The organism is Thermonema lapsum (genome assembly GCF_011761635.1).
Lineage (GTDB): Bacteria > Bacteroidota > Bacteroidia > Cytophagales > Thermonemataceae > Thermonema > Thermonema lapsum.
In genome coordinates this window covers 914,314-929,616 of sequence record NZ_JAASRN010000001.1, presented here as the reverse complement: position 1 = coordinate 929,616, position 15,303 = coordinate 914,314, and the positions used below count along the sequence as shown (strand labels likewise).

Sequence of the window (15,303 nt, the reverse complement as noted above, 5' to 3'; positions counted from 1 at the left end):
GGCAGGGCAAAGCGTTGATTCCTTGCTGACTTTATTTTACCGACGATGAACTTTAGTTCTGTGCATACATTGGGTAGGGTGGCATGGCTCGAAGCTGCCTTTTATGCGGCTTATCGTATGCAGCTACCCGTAGTGCTGTGGCGTTTGCCGCACCGAAATGAACAATATTGCCTTGTTGACATGAGCGGAGGCAAACGCAGTGTGCCCCCTTCTGTACTCGACCCACAACCTTCGTTTTTGGTGAGTCCTTTCGTGAATGCTCCGGACCTATCCGATACAATTTGCCTGCGCCCTACTTGTTTGTTTTCTACACGCACGCCCGTTCAAGACATCGAGGCACAACTGGCAGCCTTGCCCGGCGATTTTCGGGCGTTGTTTTATGAGTATCTGCACGGCAAAGAGCCTCTGCCGGCTGGCTGCCTACCTTCCTGGCAAGAGGACACCCCCCAAGAACAAAACCGCTTTGAAGCGCTGGTGCAGCGTGCGGTAAACGAAATCGCCGCTGGTAAGCTGCAAAAGGTAGTGCTTTCACGACGCAAGTCTTTGCCTGTGGAGTCTATGCCCCCACTTAGTCGCTGGTTTGCTTCCTTGGCAGCCTGCTATCCTCATGCCATGGTTACGCTGCTTTACTTGCCGGCTTATGGTTGCTGGCTGGGAGCCACCCCCGAAGTGCTGGCTGCACAAGATGCACAAGGTATTTTTCATACGATGGCACTTGCCGGTACCCAAGCCTACGACCCCGCAGTGCCTTTGCAGGAAGTAGCTTGGCGACAAAAAGAGATTGAAGAGCAGGCGCTCGTCAGTCGATACATCATCAACTGTTTTAAGACCCTACGCCTGCGCGAGTTTGAAGAATACGGACCGCGCACCGTGCGTGCTGCCAATCTCATCCATTTGCGCACCGATTTTAAAGTAGATACCCGCAGCCTTGCCTACCCGCAGCTGCTGGACCGCATGCTGCCGCTTTTGCACCCTACCTCTGCGGTGTGTGGTATGCCCAAAGACGCCGCAATGGACTTTTTGCACAGACATGAAAACTATGACCGCCAGTTGTATAGCGGCTTCTTAGGTCCTCTCGGTGTGGAAGGGGAAAGCGCTTTTTTTGTGAACCTGCGCTGCCTGCAATATACTTCTGGTTGCCTGCATTTTTATGCAGGTTGTGGCATCACTGCCGACTCTGACCCCCGCAAAGAATGGAACGAAACCTGCTACAAGATGCAGACCTTATGGCAGGGAATTCAGTCATAGGAAAGTTGCCAGAGATTTACACTTGACAAGAAAAAGTTTAGATGGGCTGTGTCGTATGGGTGGCAAGTGAAATAGAACAAGTGTATAAGTGTGTATTGACCTCTTGTTTTTTCGGAAATGCAGTGAAAAATTTTATCCTGCTAAGCGGTAAGCAACAAAGAGATTTCTTGCTTTCGCTCGAAATGATAACGGAAAACAGCAAAATGCCAAAGGGCTCTTGCATTGACAAAGAGGAAGGGAGAGCATAAGAGCAAAAGCCTGAAAAGATAAAAAGCCCCTTTTGGTAAGGGGCAGTTTTTTTATAAAGATAGATTTTGTGTATTTGTTCAAAACTTTCTCATATGAACTCTTTGCCAAAGAAATGCAAATTAGCAGAGCAATGCAAAAAATGCGGTAGTCAGAGCGTAGTAAAAAATGGGTTAGTCAGACATAAGCAAAGATACAAATGCAAACATTGTGGTTATAATTTTACCATTAGAGATGCAATAGAAAAAGTGAAGCCAGAAGCAAAAGCTCTTGCCATGTTACTTTATGGCAGTGGTTAAAGCAACTTATGGAATGATTGCACGACTTTTTAACATAAGTCGTAGAACCGTATTATACTGGATAAGAACCATGGGAAGAAGCTTGTCTATTCCTGAAATAGACACAGAAGTAAAAGAAGTACAGATAGATGAGATGTGGCATTTAAAAAACAAAAGTTACGGCTCTGGCGAGCCGTGGATTGTCTTAGAGGTAAAACCATCGGATGGATTATTGGCAATCGTGATGCTCGAACCTTCAAGAAATTATATGAACGATTAAAAGATAAGGCTGAGAGATTTTACACAGATGATTGGGAAGTTTATAGAAAGATAATACCAGAAGATAAGTTGATACAAAACAATTAGAATAGAGCAGAGCAACTCGAATGTGAGGCATTATCTTGGACGGATGACAACAAAAAACAAGATAGTATCAAAATCTATAGAGATGATAGATATTTCATTACGAATAAGCTGTTGTCTAAATGAATATGGATTCTGTGAAATTTTTTCAAAAAAAGTTTTTATCTATCTTCACTTAACACTTTCCTATTTTAGGATTTTCATAGAAGGTCATTTTGAATGAAATACCTCAAAATAACCCCTTTGATTGGAAATCTTTTACAATCACAACTTCGTACATTGTAAAACATCTAAAATTTCAAAAAATGAGAAAGCAGACCACTTGCCATTCACTTGAAGAAGCTCTCAAAGAACCCTTGAAGGTGTATAAGTTGAAGTTGAGAGGTAACCAATTAGGCATCCTACCCAAAGAAATTGGGAAATTGAAAAATTTGGAAGAATTGGATTTGAGCTTTAACCGATTAAGCACTCTGTCCAGAGAAATTGCAGAACTAAAAAATTTAAGAGTACTGAATTTGTGGAATAATCAACTCAGCACCTTGCCCCAAGAAATTAGAGAACTGAAAAATTTGAGAGCATTGGATTTGAGGCATAATCAATTAAGCACTCTGCCCCAAGAAATTGGAGAACTGAAAAGTTTACAAGAATTGAATTTATGGGGTAATCAATTAAGTACCCTGCCCCAAGAAATTGGAGAACTGAAAAATTTGAGAGCATTGAATTTGTGGGGTAATCGATTAAGCACCCTGCCCCAAGAAATTGGAGAACTAAAAAGTTTGAGTGCATTCGATTTGAGCTATAATCAATTCAGCATTCTGCCCCAAGAAATTGGAGAACTGAAAAATTTGGAAGGATTGTATTTGTGGGGTAATCAATTGAGCACCTTACCCCAAGAGATTAGAGGGCTAGAAAAGTTGCGAATATTGGATGTGGGTAATAATCAATTAAGCGCTCTACCCAGAGAAATTGGAGAACTGAAAAATTTGGAAAAATTGTATTTGAGCAATAATCGATTAAGCACCCTGCCCCAAGAAATTGAAGGGCTGGAAAAGTTGCGAATATTGGATGTGAGTAATAACCAATTAAGCGCTCTACCCAGAGAAATTGGAGAACTGAAAAATTTGGAAAAATCGTATTTGAGCTTTAATCGATTAAGCACCCTACCCCAAGAAATTGCAGGACTGAAAAGTTTGCAAGAATTGAATTTGAACCACAATCAATTAAGCGCCCTACCCAGAGAAATTGGGAAAATGGAAAATTTGCAATATTTGAATTTACAAGGAAATAAATTAAGCACCCTACCCCAAGAAATTGGGGAACTGAAAAAATTGCAAGAATTGAATTTGAACTATAATCAATTGAGCGCCCTACCCAGAGAAATTGGGAAAATGGAAAATTTGGAAAAATTGTATTTGAGCAATAATCGATTAAGCACCCTACCTCAAGAAATTGGAGAACTGAAAAGTTTGGAAAAATTGAATTTGAGCCATAATCAATTAAGCACCCTGCCCCAAGAAATTGGAGGACTGAAAAAATTACGAGAATTGAATTTGAACTACAATCAGTTAAGTGCCCTACCCAGAGAAATTGGGAAAATGGAAAATTTGGAAAAATTGTATTTGAGCAATAATCGATTAAGCACCCTACCTCAAGAAATTGGAGAACTGAAAAGTTTGGAAAAATTGAATTTGAGCCATAATCAATTAAGCATCCTGCCCCAAGAAATTGGAAGGCTGAAAAAATTGCAAGAGTTGAATTTGAGATATAATCAGTTAAGCGCTCTGCCCAGAGAAATTGCAGAACTGAAAAATTTGCAAAAATTGAATTTGAGCAGTAATCAGTTAAGCATCCTGCCCCAAGAAATTGCAGAATTGAAAAATTTGCAAGAATTAAATTTGAGCTTTAATCGATTAAGCATCTTACCCCAAGAAATTGGAAGATTGAAAAAATTGTATTTGCGGAGTAATCGATTAAGTGCTCTACTCCAAGAAATTGGAGAACTGAAAAATTTGATAGTATTTTATTTGATGGATAATCAATTAAGTACCCTGCCCCAAGAAATTGAAATTGGAGAACTGAAAAATTTATGGCATTTGAATTTGATGAATTTGAGCAGTAATCAATTCAGTATCCCAACTTCGAGTGCTTTTTCATACTCATCAGCAAATTTGAATTTGAGGCTTAATCAATTCAGCACCCTGCTCACAGAAATTGCAGAACTGAAAAAGTTGGAGAAAGAGTTGCTATTCATTCTCCCCCTACGCGAAATTAAAGAACGGGAAAGGTTAGATAAAGAATCGCTATTCAGCACCCTACTCAAAAAAATTGGAGGACTGAAAAAGAAGTGGAAAGCATTATGCATGTAGACTTGATAACTAAGTATAGATTTTATAGCCTTAATGCCCAAAGGGGTGCGAGGCGCCAAAAGGTAGTGTCTCATTTTGTGTGTATGAGGTTCTATATGTAAGTATTTTTTGAATTTGCAAGAACGAAACGAAGGCGTAGCCGTAGTGAAGTTCTTGCAAAGTTAGATTGCATCGGTTCTACTGCTCCTCCCATTGAAATGAACCATCATAATCTAATTTTGCTTTACGCTCGTAGGCTTTATGGTTCATCGCCACGTAACCCATCAATAATATGGCTGCCTCTGGATTGGGTAGCGCCGCTCGCATGCGCAACGTCCTTTTGTAATCCCTGTTTAGTAGTATATATCATCGAACGTATCCTGTAATCATACTTTAAGTAGGTCAAGTAGTATCGATACCGTTCTGTTGACATCCGCTCCAATACAGGGTATTTTTTCTTATTCCTCTCTATGAAGCAAAGCCACCTTTGCCAGCTCTTCTCAATACTATCATTTGAATTATCCACTTGAAATGCCTTAATCAGCTGCTTTGCTATCTCATGTTTATCTTTGGGCTTGATGTATTTTAACACATTCTTTTTCAAATGAAACACGCAAAACTGGTGCGATACTTGGCTGTAATGTTTAGCGACGGCTTCCTCTATGCCCGCTAAGGCATCGCTGACGACCAAGTCCACTCGTTTGACGCCTCTTAAAAATCTATCTTTATATGACACTCTCAAAGCAGGATAGTATCAAAATCGATAGAGATGATAGATATTTCATTACGAATAAGCTGTTGTCTAAATGAATATGGATTCTATGAAATTTCTCAAAACAAGTTTTTATCTATCTTTAATTAACACCCTCTTTTTCTTTTGTCATCTCTACAAGCACGGGCAGATGTTTTTTCACTGCCTAATAAAAAACGGTGCTTGCGACAAGCAATTGTGCCGTAGCACCGCCGGGAAGCATACATTTTTCCTCGAGAAAAGAGGGGGGCATTCCTAAAAGAGATGCCCCGCTGACTTTACTCTTTCTGTTTGTTTTCTTTCTTGCCTTTGTCAGCTTTATTTTTTGAGCCTTCCCCTTTGACCTTTACTTCCTTGCCGTCGGTCAACAGCTTGGATATAGCCACGAAAGGCGCTACCACAATTTGCTCGCCTTCTTTCAAGCCTTTCACGATTTCGATGTTGTCGAAGTCGCTGATGCCGGTTTCCACGATGCGAGCTTCTACTTTGCCGTCTTTATAGACAAACACCACGGTAACAGGCTCTTCTTTTTGATTACCAGCCTTGTTGTCCGATTCCTGCTTTTCTTTGTTGGGCTTGTCGGTCTGCCCTTTTGCTTTTTTGAGTTCGGAAGGCAGGCGAGTAGTGGCGGCAGCAATAGGCACTGCCACTACATTTTCTTTGCGGTTGGTGATGATTTCGACCGAGGCAGTCATACCGGGGCGCAAGGGGTAGCGCTTGCCACTTTGTCGGCGCAACATGTTTATGGATTCTGGCAAAATGCGGATGCGTACTTCGAATTCGGTAACAGCGTCGGCGGTGGCACTTTGTTTGGCGGTATTGGCAATAGAGGTAACCACGCCGCGGATGGGCGTTTCTACATCCATGAATGCGTCTATTTCGATGGTGGCGGTATCGCCCAAAGATACCTTCACGATGTCGTTTTCGTTTACGTCTACGCGTACTTCCATGTTGTTGAGATTGGCAATGCGCAGCAGTTCAGTACCTGCCATTTGAGCGGTACCTACCACTCGCTCGCCCATTTCTACGTTGAGCAACGACACGATGCCACTGGTGGGGGCATAAATGGTGGTGCGGCGTAGGTTGTCTTGTGCCTCTTTGAGGGTAGCCCGGGCGCTGGCAACAGCATATTGGCTTGCTTCGGTGCTGCTTTTGGCGGCTTCGTATTCCTCTTTGGCTACTTCATAGTCTGTTTTCGATTGCTCGTATTCCAAATCGGAAATTACCTTTTCTGCATAGAGTTTTTGGTTGCGCTCATAGTTGGCTTTGGCAATGAGGTAGCGGGCTTTGGCTTGCGACTCGCGGGCACGTGCCTGCATAAGCTGCGCCTGCTGTTGTTGCAGAGCGGCACGGGCGCGGTCCACCGAAGCCTGAAGCAAGTCGGGGCGCAGGCGCACCAACAGTTGCCCTTTGACGACCGAGTCGCCTTCTTGCACAGTGAGTTCGATGATTTCGCCCGATACTTCGGAGCTTACTTTTACTTCGGCTTCGGGTTGTATTTTGCCCGAAGCTGCTACCTTTTCTACGATGGTAGTGCGCTGCACAGCAGCTATTTCTACTTCAGTCAGTGATTTTTTGCCTATCCAGCCGGCTCTTTGAGCCACAATAAGTAATGCGACAAGCACTACGCCGCTCACGACGAAATGCCATGTTTTCAGGCGGCGGCTTTTCTTTTCTTTCATAACTGTATGTTGTTCCATGATGAATGAAGCTCTATTTGAATACTTGGATTTGAACTGAAAAAGTTGATACGTTTATTGGCTAGCGCCTTGCGTGAGGTAGTCGAGCACCTTGATACGGAACAAATATTCATATTTGGCACGGATGAAGTCGGCTTGTGCACGGGCGAGGTTGAGTTTTGCTAGGTTGTAATCTACAAAAGAGGCACCCCCCAACTCGAAACGTTTTTCCGCATTGCGGAAAGTGCGCTCCAGCGCTTCTATTTGTTTGAGACGAGCGTTGTAGGTAACTTCGGCACTCAACAAGTTATTGTAGGCTTGTTCTACACTCTGGCGCAATTGGTTGCGTGTTTCTTGCATTTGTATTTGAGCAGTGCGCTCCTGTATTTTGCTTTGTTGTATGGCATTGCGGGTGATGCCTGCATTATAAAGAGGAATGCTAAGGTTCAATGATAGAAAAGAGCTGAGGTTGAAGTCCATTTGGTTCCAAAAACCGTTGTCCACAATTTTGCCGTTGGGTATGCTCTGGTTAGCAACCACTATTTTTGAGGGGTCGTCTTGCAAGTAACCAATGGGCACCTGCACGGTAGTGGTAGTGCCGTCGGGTCTGAAAATCCGTTCGGGTGCTGAGTTAGTGTAGAACGAGCTGATACCGGCATTGAGTGAAAGGGTGGGCAGGCGTCTGCCTTGAGCTATTTCACGGCTGACGCGGGCGCTTTCGGCACGCAGCTTGGCACTTTGCAGGCTGTATTGGTTTTGTGCTGCTTGTTCGAACAATTCTTCTATGCTCTTGTTGGCATAGGGGTTGATGATGCTTTCTATTGCTACATCTGATACATCGAAAGCTGTATTTACAGGCATATTCATGAGCTGCTGCAGATTGAGCTTGGCAAAACGCAGTTGGTTTTCGGCAGCAATGATGTTGACATCGTCGTTGGCAAGCTGAGCTTCAAGGTCGAGGACTTGATTTTCAGCGGCGGCACCGGCAGCATACTGTGCTTTCACGCGCTTGAGCTGGGCGTCGGTGGAAGCGCGCTGCGCTTGTGCCACTTTGAGCTGCTCTTTAGCCATGACCACTTGAAGGTAAGCATTTGCCACATCGATGGCTATTTGCTGCTTTTGTTGTTCTACGTCGTATTGAGCTGCTTGGTAATCGAGGCGGCTCTTTTTGATGTTGTTGCTTTGTTGAAAACCATTAAACAGCGTCATGCCGGCATTGATGCCTAAGCTGGTAGAGTTGATAGTTCTTTGTACAAACTGGTTGGTGAAGGGGTCGATGGAGCGCCCTGTGCGGAAGGTCTCGGTGGCATTGCCGCTAATCGAGGGCAGCAGGTTCTCTTTCGATTGGCGGTAGGTGCTTTGGGCGCTTTCAGCCTGCAGGCTGCTGCGTTGAATGCTGAGGCTGTTTTGCACTGCTATTTGCACGCATTGCTCCAGCGTATAGGTTTGCTGGGCGCGGGTCCATGAGCTCGCGAAAATGAAAAGCAAAAGGAGAAGTCCCGTGATTCGCTTCATGCTGTTTGGGTTTATGATTTGTTGAATATAACTTTTTTGTGCACTGTTTTAGTGTGCTTGCAGCAAAAAGATTTGCATTTGGAGAGCATGCAAGCAAGTGCAAAGATAGCGAATCGATGGGATGCCCCAGTTTTTACAGGTCAATATCAGGGATATAGATGACTTCTTTAATCCAAGGGATGCTTTTCATGTATTCGAGGGTGATGGGGCGTATGCCTGAGTCCATCTCGTAGCAATGGCAGGCGAGGTCATTTTTAGCTTTGCGAGAGACTGACAAGGTAGCTATGTTGCAGTCGTCGTGAGCAAGGATGTCGGCAAGGAAAGCAACGGCGCCTTTGGTGTCTTCTGCCATCACGATGAGGGTATGCAAGGAAGCCGAAAAGTTGGCACGGAAACCGTTGTATGAGGCTATGTTGATGAGACCACCGCCTCGGCTTTCACCTATGACCTCTATGCTGCGCTCGCCACGACGCAGCTCCAGTTTTATGGTGTTGGGGTGTAGGGTAGAAGCATTGCCCACTGCGCGGAAGCGATATTTCAAGCCTTGTTGTTTGGCATGCTCAAACGATTCTTTGATGCGCTTGTCGTCGGTCTTGAAGTCGAGCAAGCCAGCGATGATGGCGCGGTCGCTGCCGTGCCCTTCGTAGGTGCGTGCAAACGAGTTGAAAAAGGTGATGGTGGCTTCTTCTGGTATGCCGCCCAATAGGCGTACGGCTACTCGTCCGATGCGTACCACACCGGCAGTATGAGAGCTGGAAGGTCCAATCATAACGGGTCCAATCATATCAAAGATGCTGCTGCCTTCTGACATAATCTTGTAGTTTTGTGCTGGTAAAGGTACACAATATTTCAAAGAAAATGTGGTATTATTTTGATAATTGCTGGGTGGAGGCGCCTTGCATCAGCCCCGAAGACCGTGCCTTTCAATACGGTGATGGGCTGTTTGAGACCATCATCGTGCGCGAAGGGCGGGTTTTGTTTGCCCAAGACCACTATGCGCGTTTACAGCGGGGTGCATCAGCCTTGGGCTTGGCACTGCCCGATTTTGTGCCTACTTGTCCACAGGCATTTGCCCATTGGCTGCAGGCTATTGTAGAAGCGTGGGAGGGACTGTCGGGGGGGAGTTTGCCGCCTTGTGTGCGTTTGAAGCTGATTTTGTGGCGTCGTGCTGGCGGCTTGTATCGTGCCATGCAAACCGAGGCTCATTGTCTTGTGAGCTTGCGCCCCCAAGAGCGACTCTATCAGGGCGATGCCGTGCGTCTTGCTATATATGATGCTTACCGTTTGCAACCGCATCCATTGTCGCAAGTGAAGTGTTTGCAAGCGCTGCCTTATGTGTTGGCAGCGCGTCATGCCGCCCGGCAGGGCTTTGATGATGCACTGTTGATTGACACAAGGGGCTACGTGGCAGAAGCCACTTCTGCCAATGTGTTTTGGGTGGAAGAAGGTGTTTTCTGTACCCCCCCACTGGATACTGGCTGCGTGGAGGGTATCATGCGTTTGCAGTGGCTGCGCTACCTCAAAGCACGGGGCATAGAGTGCCGGCAGTTGCACCGTTTGCCGCAACAGCTGACCACCTACGCCGAGGGCATGTGGTTGGTGAATGTGGGCGGGGTGCGGCGAGTGCAAGAGGTGAACGGTCATTGCTTGAATGAAAGCAATGAAGTACAAGGCTTTGTGATGGAGATGCAGGCAGCCATATGGGGGGCTGCTATGGAAAGCGTTTGATTCCTTTGCTTGATTGCTGCAAGCAACTTAACTTGTGCCTTTGCCTTGGCCAAAGGCTCATCTTTACAGAAAGAAAAAGAATCAAGTCCTAAGCTTATGTTGTACTATTTGTTTACTTACTTAGACCGAGAATTTGACCTGATAGGTGCCGGCGTTTTTCGCTATATCTCTTTCCGGGGCAGCATGGCGGCGGTTTTCTCTCTTTTGATTGCTACTGTCTTAGGAAAAAGAATCATTGCCTATCTCAAAAAACAGCAGATAGGCGAGAAGGTACGGGAGCTGGGCTTGGCGGGGCAAAGCGAGAAGCAGGGCACACCTACTATGGGCGGTCTTATCATCTTGCTGGCTATATTTATTCCGGTTCTGCTTTTTGCTGACTTGTCCAATATTTACGTGATTCTGCTGCTGGTTACTTCGGGCGGTTTGGGCATCATTGGTTTTGTGGACGACTACCTCAAGCTGAAGAAAAGCAAGGAAGGGCTCTCCGGCAAGTTGAAAATATTGGGGCAGGTAGTGATAGGCATCATTGTAGGGGCAACGCTCTTTTTTCACGAAGAGGTAGTCTTGCAGGAAAACATACCTGTGCAGCGCTCGGAGCAGATAGCCCAGCTGCCAGCCGTTACGGGGCAAAGGGTGGTGGTGCGAGAAGGCAAAGCTTACTTTGCCGTTACTTACAAAAGCACCAAGACCAATGTGCCTTTCATGAAAAACAACGAGTTTGATTACGAAGCACTGAATATATTTGGCATAGATTGGCTCACACCACTTATTTACATTCTGGTGGTTACGTTCATCATCACGGCGGTGTCGAACGGTGCCAACATCACGGATGGCATCGACGGCTTGGCAGCGGGTACTTCGGCAATTATAGGTACTACGCTTGCTATTTTTGCCTATCTGTCAGGTAATGTCATTTTTTCCGATTACCTGAATGTGCTTTACATACCCAACTTGGGTGAGGCAGCTATTTTCTGTACGGCATTTACAGGGGCGTGTGTTGGTTTCCTGTGGTACAACGCCTATCCGGCACAAGTATTCATGGGCGACACAGGCAGCTTGTCTCTGGGGGGCACCATTGCAGTACTGGCACTGTGTGTGCGCAAAGAGCTACTGCTGCCCCTGCTTTGCGGTATCTTTCTGATAGAAAACCTCTCGGTGATGATTCAGGTGGGTTATTTCAAATACACCAAACGGAAATACGGCGAGGGGCGGCGTGTTTTCAAGATGGCGCCCCTACACCATCACTATCAAAAGTTGGGGTATCATGAGGCTAAGATTGTAACCCGCTTTTGGATTGTGGGAATCATGCTGGCTATCTTGACTTTGGTAACCCTTAAACTGCGCTAAACAAACTTTGGCTTGCTTTTTGCGTATGCATTTCAACGTTCATCAAAAATAAAACACTCCTATGAAAAAGTTTTTAATGCTGATGATGCTCGGTCTTTTTGTTCAGACTGCTTGGGCGCAGTATTACAGCTTTGGTATTCGCACCGGCATCAATGCCAATAAGTTGATACCCAACAGCGATGATTTGAAAAACGATGGTTACAAATATGGCTTGGTAGGTGGCGCATTCCTGCGTTTGGGGGTTGGCAACTGGTATGTGCAGCCCGAATTGTTGATTTCGCAGAAGGGCGCCAACATGAAAGGAAGCGGCAATTTTACGAATATCGAAACCGTGAAACGCAATATCAACAGCTTGGACGTGCCTATTTTGCTGGGGCGCCGTGTTCTGGGCAAGGTTGTGCGAGTGAATGCAGGTCCGGTGTTGAGCTTCCCTTATTCTGTAAAAGAAGAAGCAACCGACAGCAACGGACAGACCGTTACCACTGATTATGAAGTGAAAAACTCAACCATTGGTTATCAGGCGGGAATAGGTTTGGATTTTGGCAAACTTACCATCGATGCCCGTTACGAAGGCAGTCTGAGCAGATTGGGCAAAGGTAGCTATCAGGTATTCAACCGCACTTTCAAAGCCGACGACCGGGTAAGTACATTCCAAATTACCTTAGGGTTTAAAATCATCGGCGAATAAGCAAGCCCACAAGTCATAAATTTTAGCCCGGCAAAAGCTGGGCTTTTTTATTTGCATAGCGGGCAGGGTGCATCAAAATCTTGTCTTTTAAAATCTAAAGACGCAAGGAAGAAGCAGTTAATTTTGCAATCGGGCTTCTTCTTTTATCGGGCGGTATTCATCCACTTCCAACTCCACTTCATGAGGTTTGTAGAGTCTTTCTTTGCCCTGCTCGTCCCATTGACGCAGCACATAGGGCTTTTCATTGGTGTCTGGTTTGCGCGGATAGTGTATTTCGCGCTTGCGTTGCCCGTTGGGGTAGTATTCCATCCACACGCCTACGCGTTGCCCCGCTTCATATTGCCCTTTGATGGCGATGCGCCCGTTGGGGTAAAAGAAGTAATAATTGCCCTCTATCTTTCCGTGTTTGATGGGAATGACCTCTTTTAGCTTCGTTTGTTTTTCGTCGTAATAGGTACGCTTCGACTCCTTGAGCCAACCACGGAAATAGTTGGTTTTATCAATAAGGACCCAGTCGCGGTCGAGGGCGTCGTTTCCGTAGCGCACCCAGCGTCCGTGTTTGGCACCATAGTAATAGAAGCCTTCTTCTATGACCTTGTCTTTGTATAGCTTGCGGTAAGGACCATGCAGCAGCTTTGCTTCGCTGCGTTTGATAGAACTGTAATCTGTGTGATAAAGCTTGCGTCTTTTTTCCCAGTACCAAGCAACTTCTTCCACTTTGTTGTAGGGCTCATGCCAGTTGGGCAGGTAGTGAAATATTTCTACGGTTCCGTTGTCGTGTTTAATGAACGTCTTTTTGGTTTTTACACCGTAGTAAGTGTTGCGTTTCTTTATTTTCCGCTCTTTGTCTTTGTTTTCTTTTTTTTCCGACAACTCTACTGAAAGGTCTGGGATGCTGTCGGTTTCCAGAACAGAAGGGGTTTGTGCACACACGCCAAAGCCAATGAGCCACGCTATAAGAAAACCAATGCCACGCATAAGAAAGGAATCTTGCTTTTTGTTTTTCGAAAAAGAAAGTTAGCAAAAAAAGTGCAAAAAGATGATGAGTTGAACGTGCATTGTGTGAGAAGGTTGCCATTAGTTGGTCGTCGAGGATGCTTGTTGTTCACCATGCCAAGTCGGCAGCGCAAGCAAACAGTGCTTTGTAATCGATTCCTTAGACATCGCGCATACAGATGGCACACACTGAGTGGCTGTTGGGTACGACTGTGAGCTTTCACCTAAGCGCAAGTCGTTGATTTCAAGCAGGTAGCGATAAAGTTCGTTTTCACGGCAGTTTGGCTCTTTGACGATAGGAGAGAAGCTACGCAGAAAATGACGCATTTCGCTACTGTTGAGCGCTCTCTTGCACGAACACCTCAATACCATGCTTACTTTTCGGGATGGAACGATTGAGCAGAGTCCAGACCTGCCGACTCTACAAAAAGGCAACTATACTTCAGCTGCCGTAGGCATGGGGTTTTGGCTGAAATGAAAGAAATCGGAGAAACAGAAAAAACGGGGAGCTTGTCCCCGTGTGTTTTAGCGGTCTGAAAAGGTCATTTGCAACTCATCGTCCAGCTTGTCTGCCCACCAGCCCAAATCGAGCATGCAAGTAGCCAGCTCTTCGGCGTCGAGCCCGTGGATGTCGCGCTCATAGGTGGCATACACTTGGTTGCTGCCGGGCATGAGTGTCAATTTGACGCCCAAAGAACGGTCGTTGAGCTCAAGCAGGTGCTTATACACCTCGCACTCGCGTGCTGGGGGCACCTTCATAATGGGGGAGAAGATGCGCAGGAAATAGCGCATTTCGCCATTGCTGAGCGGGATGCCCTGCACGAATACTTCTACGCGGGCAGAGCCCCGCTGAAAATACCATGCATTTTTTTCCGGGTCAAAGGCTTTTTTAGGGTCCACGCCTACTTGTTGGGCAAAGTTGGCAATCATGTCGTGCACTTTCTGTACTTCGGGTGTCATCAGAAAACTAAGGTTTAGGCTTAAACATCTCGGAAGCTACAAAATCGTGCGAGGAAATTCAAGTCCATGCAAAATACATTAGTCTTCTTTTTGCCAATGTTGCAAAACGTCTAACAACTGCTTGTTTTCTTCCGCTTTGCCTACTGTGATTCTCAGACAGTTGTCGCATAAAACCACTCGACTGCGGTCTCGTACTATGATACCATGCCTTATTAAATAACGGTAAATGGCGGGGGCATCATGGACGCGCACTAAGATGAAATTGGCATCGGAGGGAAACACCTTATCCACAAAAGGCAAGGCTTTTAGAGCATGGTGCAGCGTCTGCCGCTCGCGTTGGATTTGCTCTATCCACAAAGCTACTTGGCGTGGCTGCTCGAGCGCTTGCAAAGCCATTTTTTGCGAATAGGCATTGATGTTGTAGGGCGGTTTGATTTTGTCGAGCAGTTCTATGATTTGAGGATGGGCATAAGCCACGCCCAAGCGCAAGCCGGCAAGCCCCCACGCTTTGGAAAAGGTTTGCAGTACGACCAACTGAGGGTAGTGCTGCAAGTGAGGAAGCCACCCCTCATCATCGCTAAAATCAATGTAGGCTTCATCGACCACTACCAAGCAATGGGTGTGGTTTAGGATAGCCCGGATGTCTTCTTTGCGTAGCAAATTGCCTGTGGGGTTGTTGGGCGAGCAAAGCCATATGATTTTGGCATGCTTGCTTTGTTCAATCACCATTTGGGTATTGAGCTGGAAGCTTTCGGGCGTGAGTGGCACCTTTACTACCCCTGCGTTGTGTATGGCAGCACTGACCTCGTACATGCCATAGGTAGGGGGTGTGATGAGGATGCTGTCTTGAGCAGGTTCACAAAATGCTCTTATGAGCAAGTCTATGGCTTCATCGCTGCCATTGCCCAAAAATATTTGTTTAGGCGACACGCCTTTGAGGGCAGCCAAACGCTCTTTGACAGCCTGCTGGTGTGGGTCTGGATAGCGGTTATAGCTCGAAGCGCTCAACAAAGGACTGCCAAAAGGATTTTCATTAGCATCGAGATAGATATGTGCTTGTCCGCTGAATTCGTCGCGGGCAGAGCTGTAGGGGCGTAGCCCTCGTAAATGGGGGCGCACGCACTGCATGATGTTGTCAATGCTGAGGGAGGTGTTCATA

General features: G+C 45.9%; 14 protein-coding genes and 1 pseudogene. 7 read left to right on the top strand and 8 right to left on the bottom strand.

The window, feature by feature from the left end:
• Positions 1-45: 45 nt before the first annotated feature.
• From FHS56_RS04080 to FHS56_RS04065, 4 genes are all read left to right on the top strand, one after another.
• Positions 46-1,248, top strand: a complete 1,203-nt coding sequence (locus FHS56_RS04080; protein ID WP_166918586.1) for a chorismate-binding protein — start codon at positions 46-48, stop codon at positions 1,246-1,248.
• Between the two features lie 341 nt (positions 1,249-1,589).
• Positions 1,590-1,793, top strand: a complete 204-nt coding sequence (locus FHS56_RS04075) for an IS1 family transposase (RefSeq protein ID WP_166918585.1) — start codon at positions 1,590-1,592, stop codon at positions 1,791-1,793.
• 13 nt (positions 1,794-1,806) lie between these two features.
• On the top strand, positions 1,807-2,052 hold the full coding sequence (locus FHS56_RS04070) for a hypothetical protein (protein WP_166918584.1): 246 nt from the start codon (positions 1,807-1,809) through the stop codon (positions 2,050-2,052).
• Positions 2,053-2,440: 388 nt separating this feature from the next.
• A complete protein-coding gene (locus FHS56_RS04065) occupies positions 2,441-4,501 on the top strand; it encodes a leucine-rich repeat domain-containing protein (protein WP_166918583.1) in 2,061 nt (686 codons plus the stop codon).
• Positions 4,502-4,678: 177 nt separating this feature from the next.
• Here the strand turns inward: FHS56_RS04065 and FHS56_RS11975 are convergent, their stop codons facing one another.
• The 5 genes and pseudogenes from FHS56_RS11975 to sdaAB form a co-directional block, all read right to left on the bottom strand.
• A complete protein-coding gene (locus FHS56_RS11975) occupies positions 4,679-4,807 on the bottom strand; it encodes a hypothetical protein (RefSeq protein ID WP_262886440.1) in 129 nt (42 codons plus the stop codon).
• Positions 4,808-4,844: 37 nt separating this feature from the next.
• A pseudogene (locus FHS56_RS12070) lies at positions 4,845-5,216 on the bottom strand (transposase); the annotation flags it as partial.
• A 293-nt stretch (positions 5,217-5,509) separates the two neighbouring features.
• Positions 5,510-6,931: an efflux RND transporter periplasmic adaptor subunit gene (locus FHS56_RS04055; RefSeq protein WP_243844137.1), complete on the bottom strand. Its 1,422-nt coding sequence runs from the start codon at positions 6,929-6,931 to the stop codon at positions 5,510-5,512.
• A 54-nt stretch (positions 6,932-6,985) separates the two neighbouring features.
• Positions 6,986-8,425 (bottom strand): TolC family protein, encoded by a 1,440-nt coding sequence (locus FHS56_RS04050; protein WP_166918581.1) that lies wholly within the window; start codon positions 8,423-8,425, stop codon positions 6,986-6,988.
• A gap of 133 nt (positions 8,426-8,558) precedes the next feature.
• Positions 8,559-9,236: an L-serine ammonia-lyase, iron-sulfur-dependent subunit beta gene (gene sdaAB / locus FHS56_RS04045; protein WP_166918580.1), complete on the bottom strand. Its 678-nt coding sequence runs from the start codon at positions 9,234-9,236 to the stop codon at positions 8,559-8,561.
• A 47-nt stretch (positions 9,237-9,283) separates the two neighbouring features.
• Here sdaAB and FHS56_RS04040 point away from each other — a divergent pair, with 47 nt between their 5' ends.
• The 3 genes from FHS56_RS04040 to FHS56_RS04030 all read left to right on the top strand — a co-directional run bounded on the left by FHS56_RS04040 (position 9,284) and on the right by FHS56_RS04030 (position 12,188).
• Positions 9,284-10,153 carry an aminotransferase class IV gene (locus tag FHS56_RS04040; RefSeq protein ID WP_166918579.1) on the top strand — a complete coding sequence of 290 codons (870 nt, stop codon included), beginning with the start codon at positions 9,284-9,286 and terminating at the stop codon, positions 10,151-10,153.
• Positions 10,154-10,249: 96 nt separating this feature from the next.
• Positions 10,250-11,500, top strand: coding sequence for a phospho-N-acetylmuramoyl-pentapeptide-transferase (gene mraY / locus FHS56_RS04035; protein WP_166918578.1), 1,251 nt, complete (start codon positions 10,250-10,252; stop codon positions 11,498-11,500).
• A 61-nt stretch (positions 11,501-11,561) separates the two neighbouring features.
• The gene (locus FHS56_RS04030; protein WP_166918577.1) at positions 11,562-12,188 is read left to right on the top strand and encodes a porin family protein; all 627 of its coding nucleotides are present in this window, start codon (positions 11,562-11,564) and stop codon (positions 12,186-12,188) included.
• A gap of 117 nt (positions 12,189-12,305) precedes the next feature.
• Here the strand turns inward: FHS56_RS04030 and FHS56_RS04025 are convergent, their stop codons facing one another.
• The 3 genes from FHS56_RS04025 to hisC all read right to left on the bottom strand — a co-directional run bounded on the left by FHS56_RS04025 (position 12,306) and on the right by hisC (position 15,302).
• Positions 12,306-13,166, bottom strand: coding sequence for a toxin-antitoxin system YwqK family antitoxin (locus FHS56_RS04025; RefSeq protein ID WP_166918576.1), 861 nt, complete (start codon positions 13,164-13,166; stop codon positions 12,306-12,308).
• Between the two features lie 543 nt (positions 13,167-13,709).
• Complete coding sequence (locus tag FHS56_RS04020) at positions 13,710-14,144, bottom strand: YbjN domain-containing protein (RefSeq protein WP_166918575.1); 435 nt, start codon at positions 14,142-14,144, stop codon at positions 13,710-13,712.
• A gap of 78 nt (positions 14,145-14,222) precedes the next feature.
• Positions 14,223-15,302 (bottom strand): histidinol-phosphate transaminase, encoded by a 1,080-nt coding sequence (gene hisC / locus FHS56_RS04015; protein WP_208409622.1) that lies wholly within the window; start codon positions 15,300-15,302, stop codon positions 14,223-14,225.
• Between the last annotated feature and the right edge of the window lies 1 nt (position 15,303).

Bases quoted from the DNA above. Each gene is read 5' to 3' on its own strand.
- FHS56_RS04080 (WP_166918586.1), top strand. From the start codon at position 46: ATGAACTTTAGTTCTGTGCATACATTGGGTAGGGTGGCATGGCTCGAA.
- FHS56_RS04075 (WP_166918585.1), top strand. From the start codon at position 1,590: ATGAACTCTTTGCCAAAGAAATGCAAATTAGCAGAGCAATGCAAAAAA.
- FHS56_RS04070 (WP_166918584.1), top strand. From the start codon at position 1,807: ATGATTGCACGACTTTTTAACATAAGTCGTAGAACCGTATTATACTGG.
- FHS56_RS04065 (WP_166918583.1), top strand. From the start codon at position 2,441: ATGAGAAAGCAGACCACTTGCCATTCACTTGAAGAAGCTCTCAAAGAA.
- FHS56_RS11975 (WP_262886440.1), bottom strand. From the start codon at position 4,807: ATGCGAGCGGCGCTACCCAATCCAGAGGCAGCCATATTATTGATGGGT.
- FHS56_RS04055 (WP_243844137.1), bottom strand. From the start codon at position 6,931: ATGGAACAACATACAGTTATGAAAGAAAAGAAAAGCCGCCGCCTGAAA.
- FHS56_RS04050 (WP_166918581.1), bottom strand. From the start codon at position 8,425: ATGAAGCGAATCACGGGACTTCTCCTTTTGCTTTTCATTTTCGCGAGC.
- sdaAB (WP_166918580.1), bottom strand. From the start codon at position 9,236: ATGTCAGAAGGCAGCAGCATCTTTGATATGATTGGACCCGTTATGATT.
- FHS56_RS04040 (WP_166918579.1), top strand. From the start codon at position 9,284: ATGTGGTATTATTTTGATAATTGCTGGGTGGAGGCGCCTTGCATCAGC.
- mraY (WP_166918578.1), top strand. From the start codon at position 10,250: ATGTTGTACTATTTGTTTACTTACTTAGACCGAGAATTTGACCTGATA.
- FHS56_RS04030 (WP_166918577.1), top strand. From the start codon at position 11,562: ATGAAAAAGTTTTTAATGCTGATGATGCTCGGTCTTTTTGTTCAGACT.
- FHS56_RS04025 (WP_166918576.1), bottom strand. From the start codon at position 13,166: ATGCGTGGCATTGGTTTTCTTATAGCGTGGCTCATTGGCTTTGGCGTG.
- FHS56_RS04020 (WP_166918575.1), bottom strand. From the start codon at position 14,144: ATGACACCCGAAGTACAGAAAGTGCACGACATGATTGCCAACTTTGCC.
- hisC (WP_208409622.1), bottom strand. From the start codon at position 15,302: ATGAACACCTCCCTCAGCATTGACAACATCATGCAGTGCGTGCGCCCC.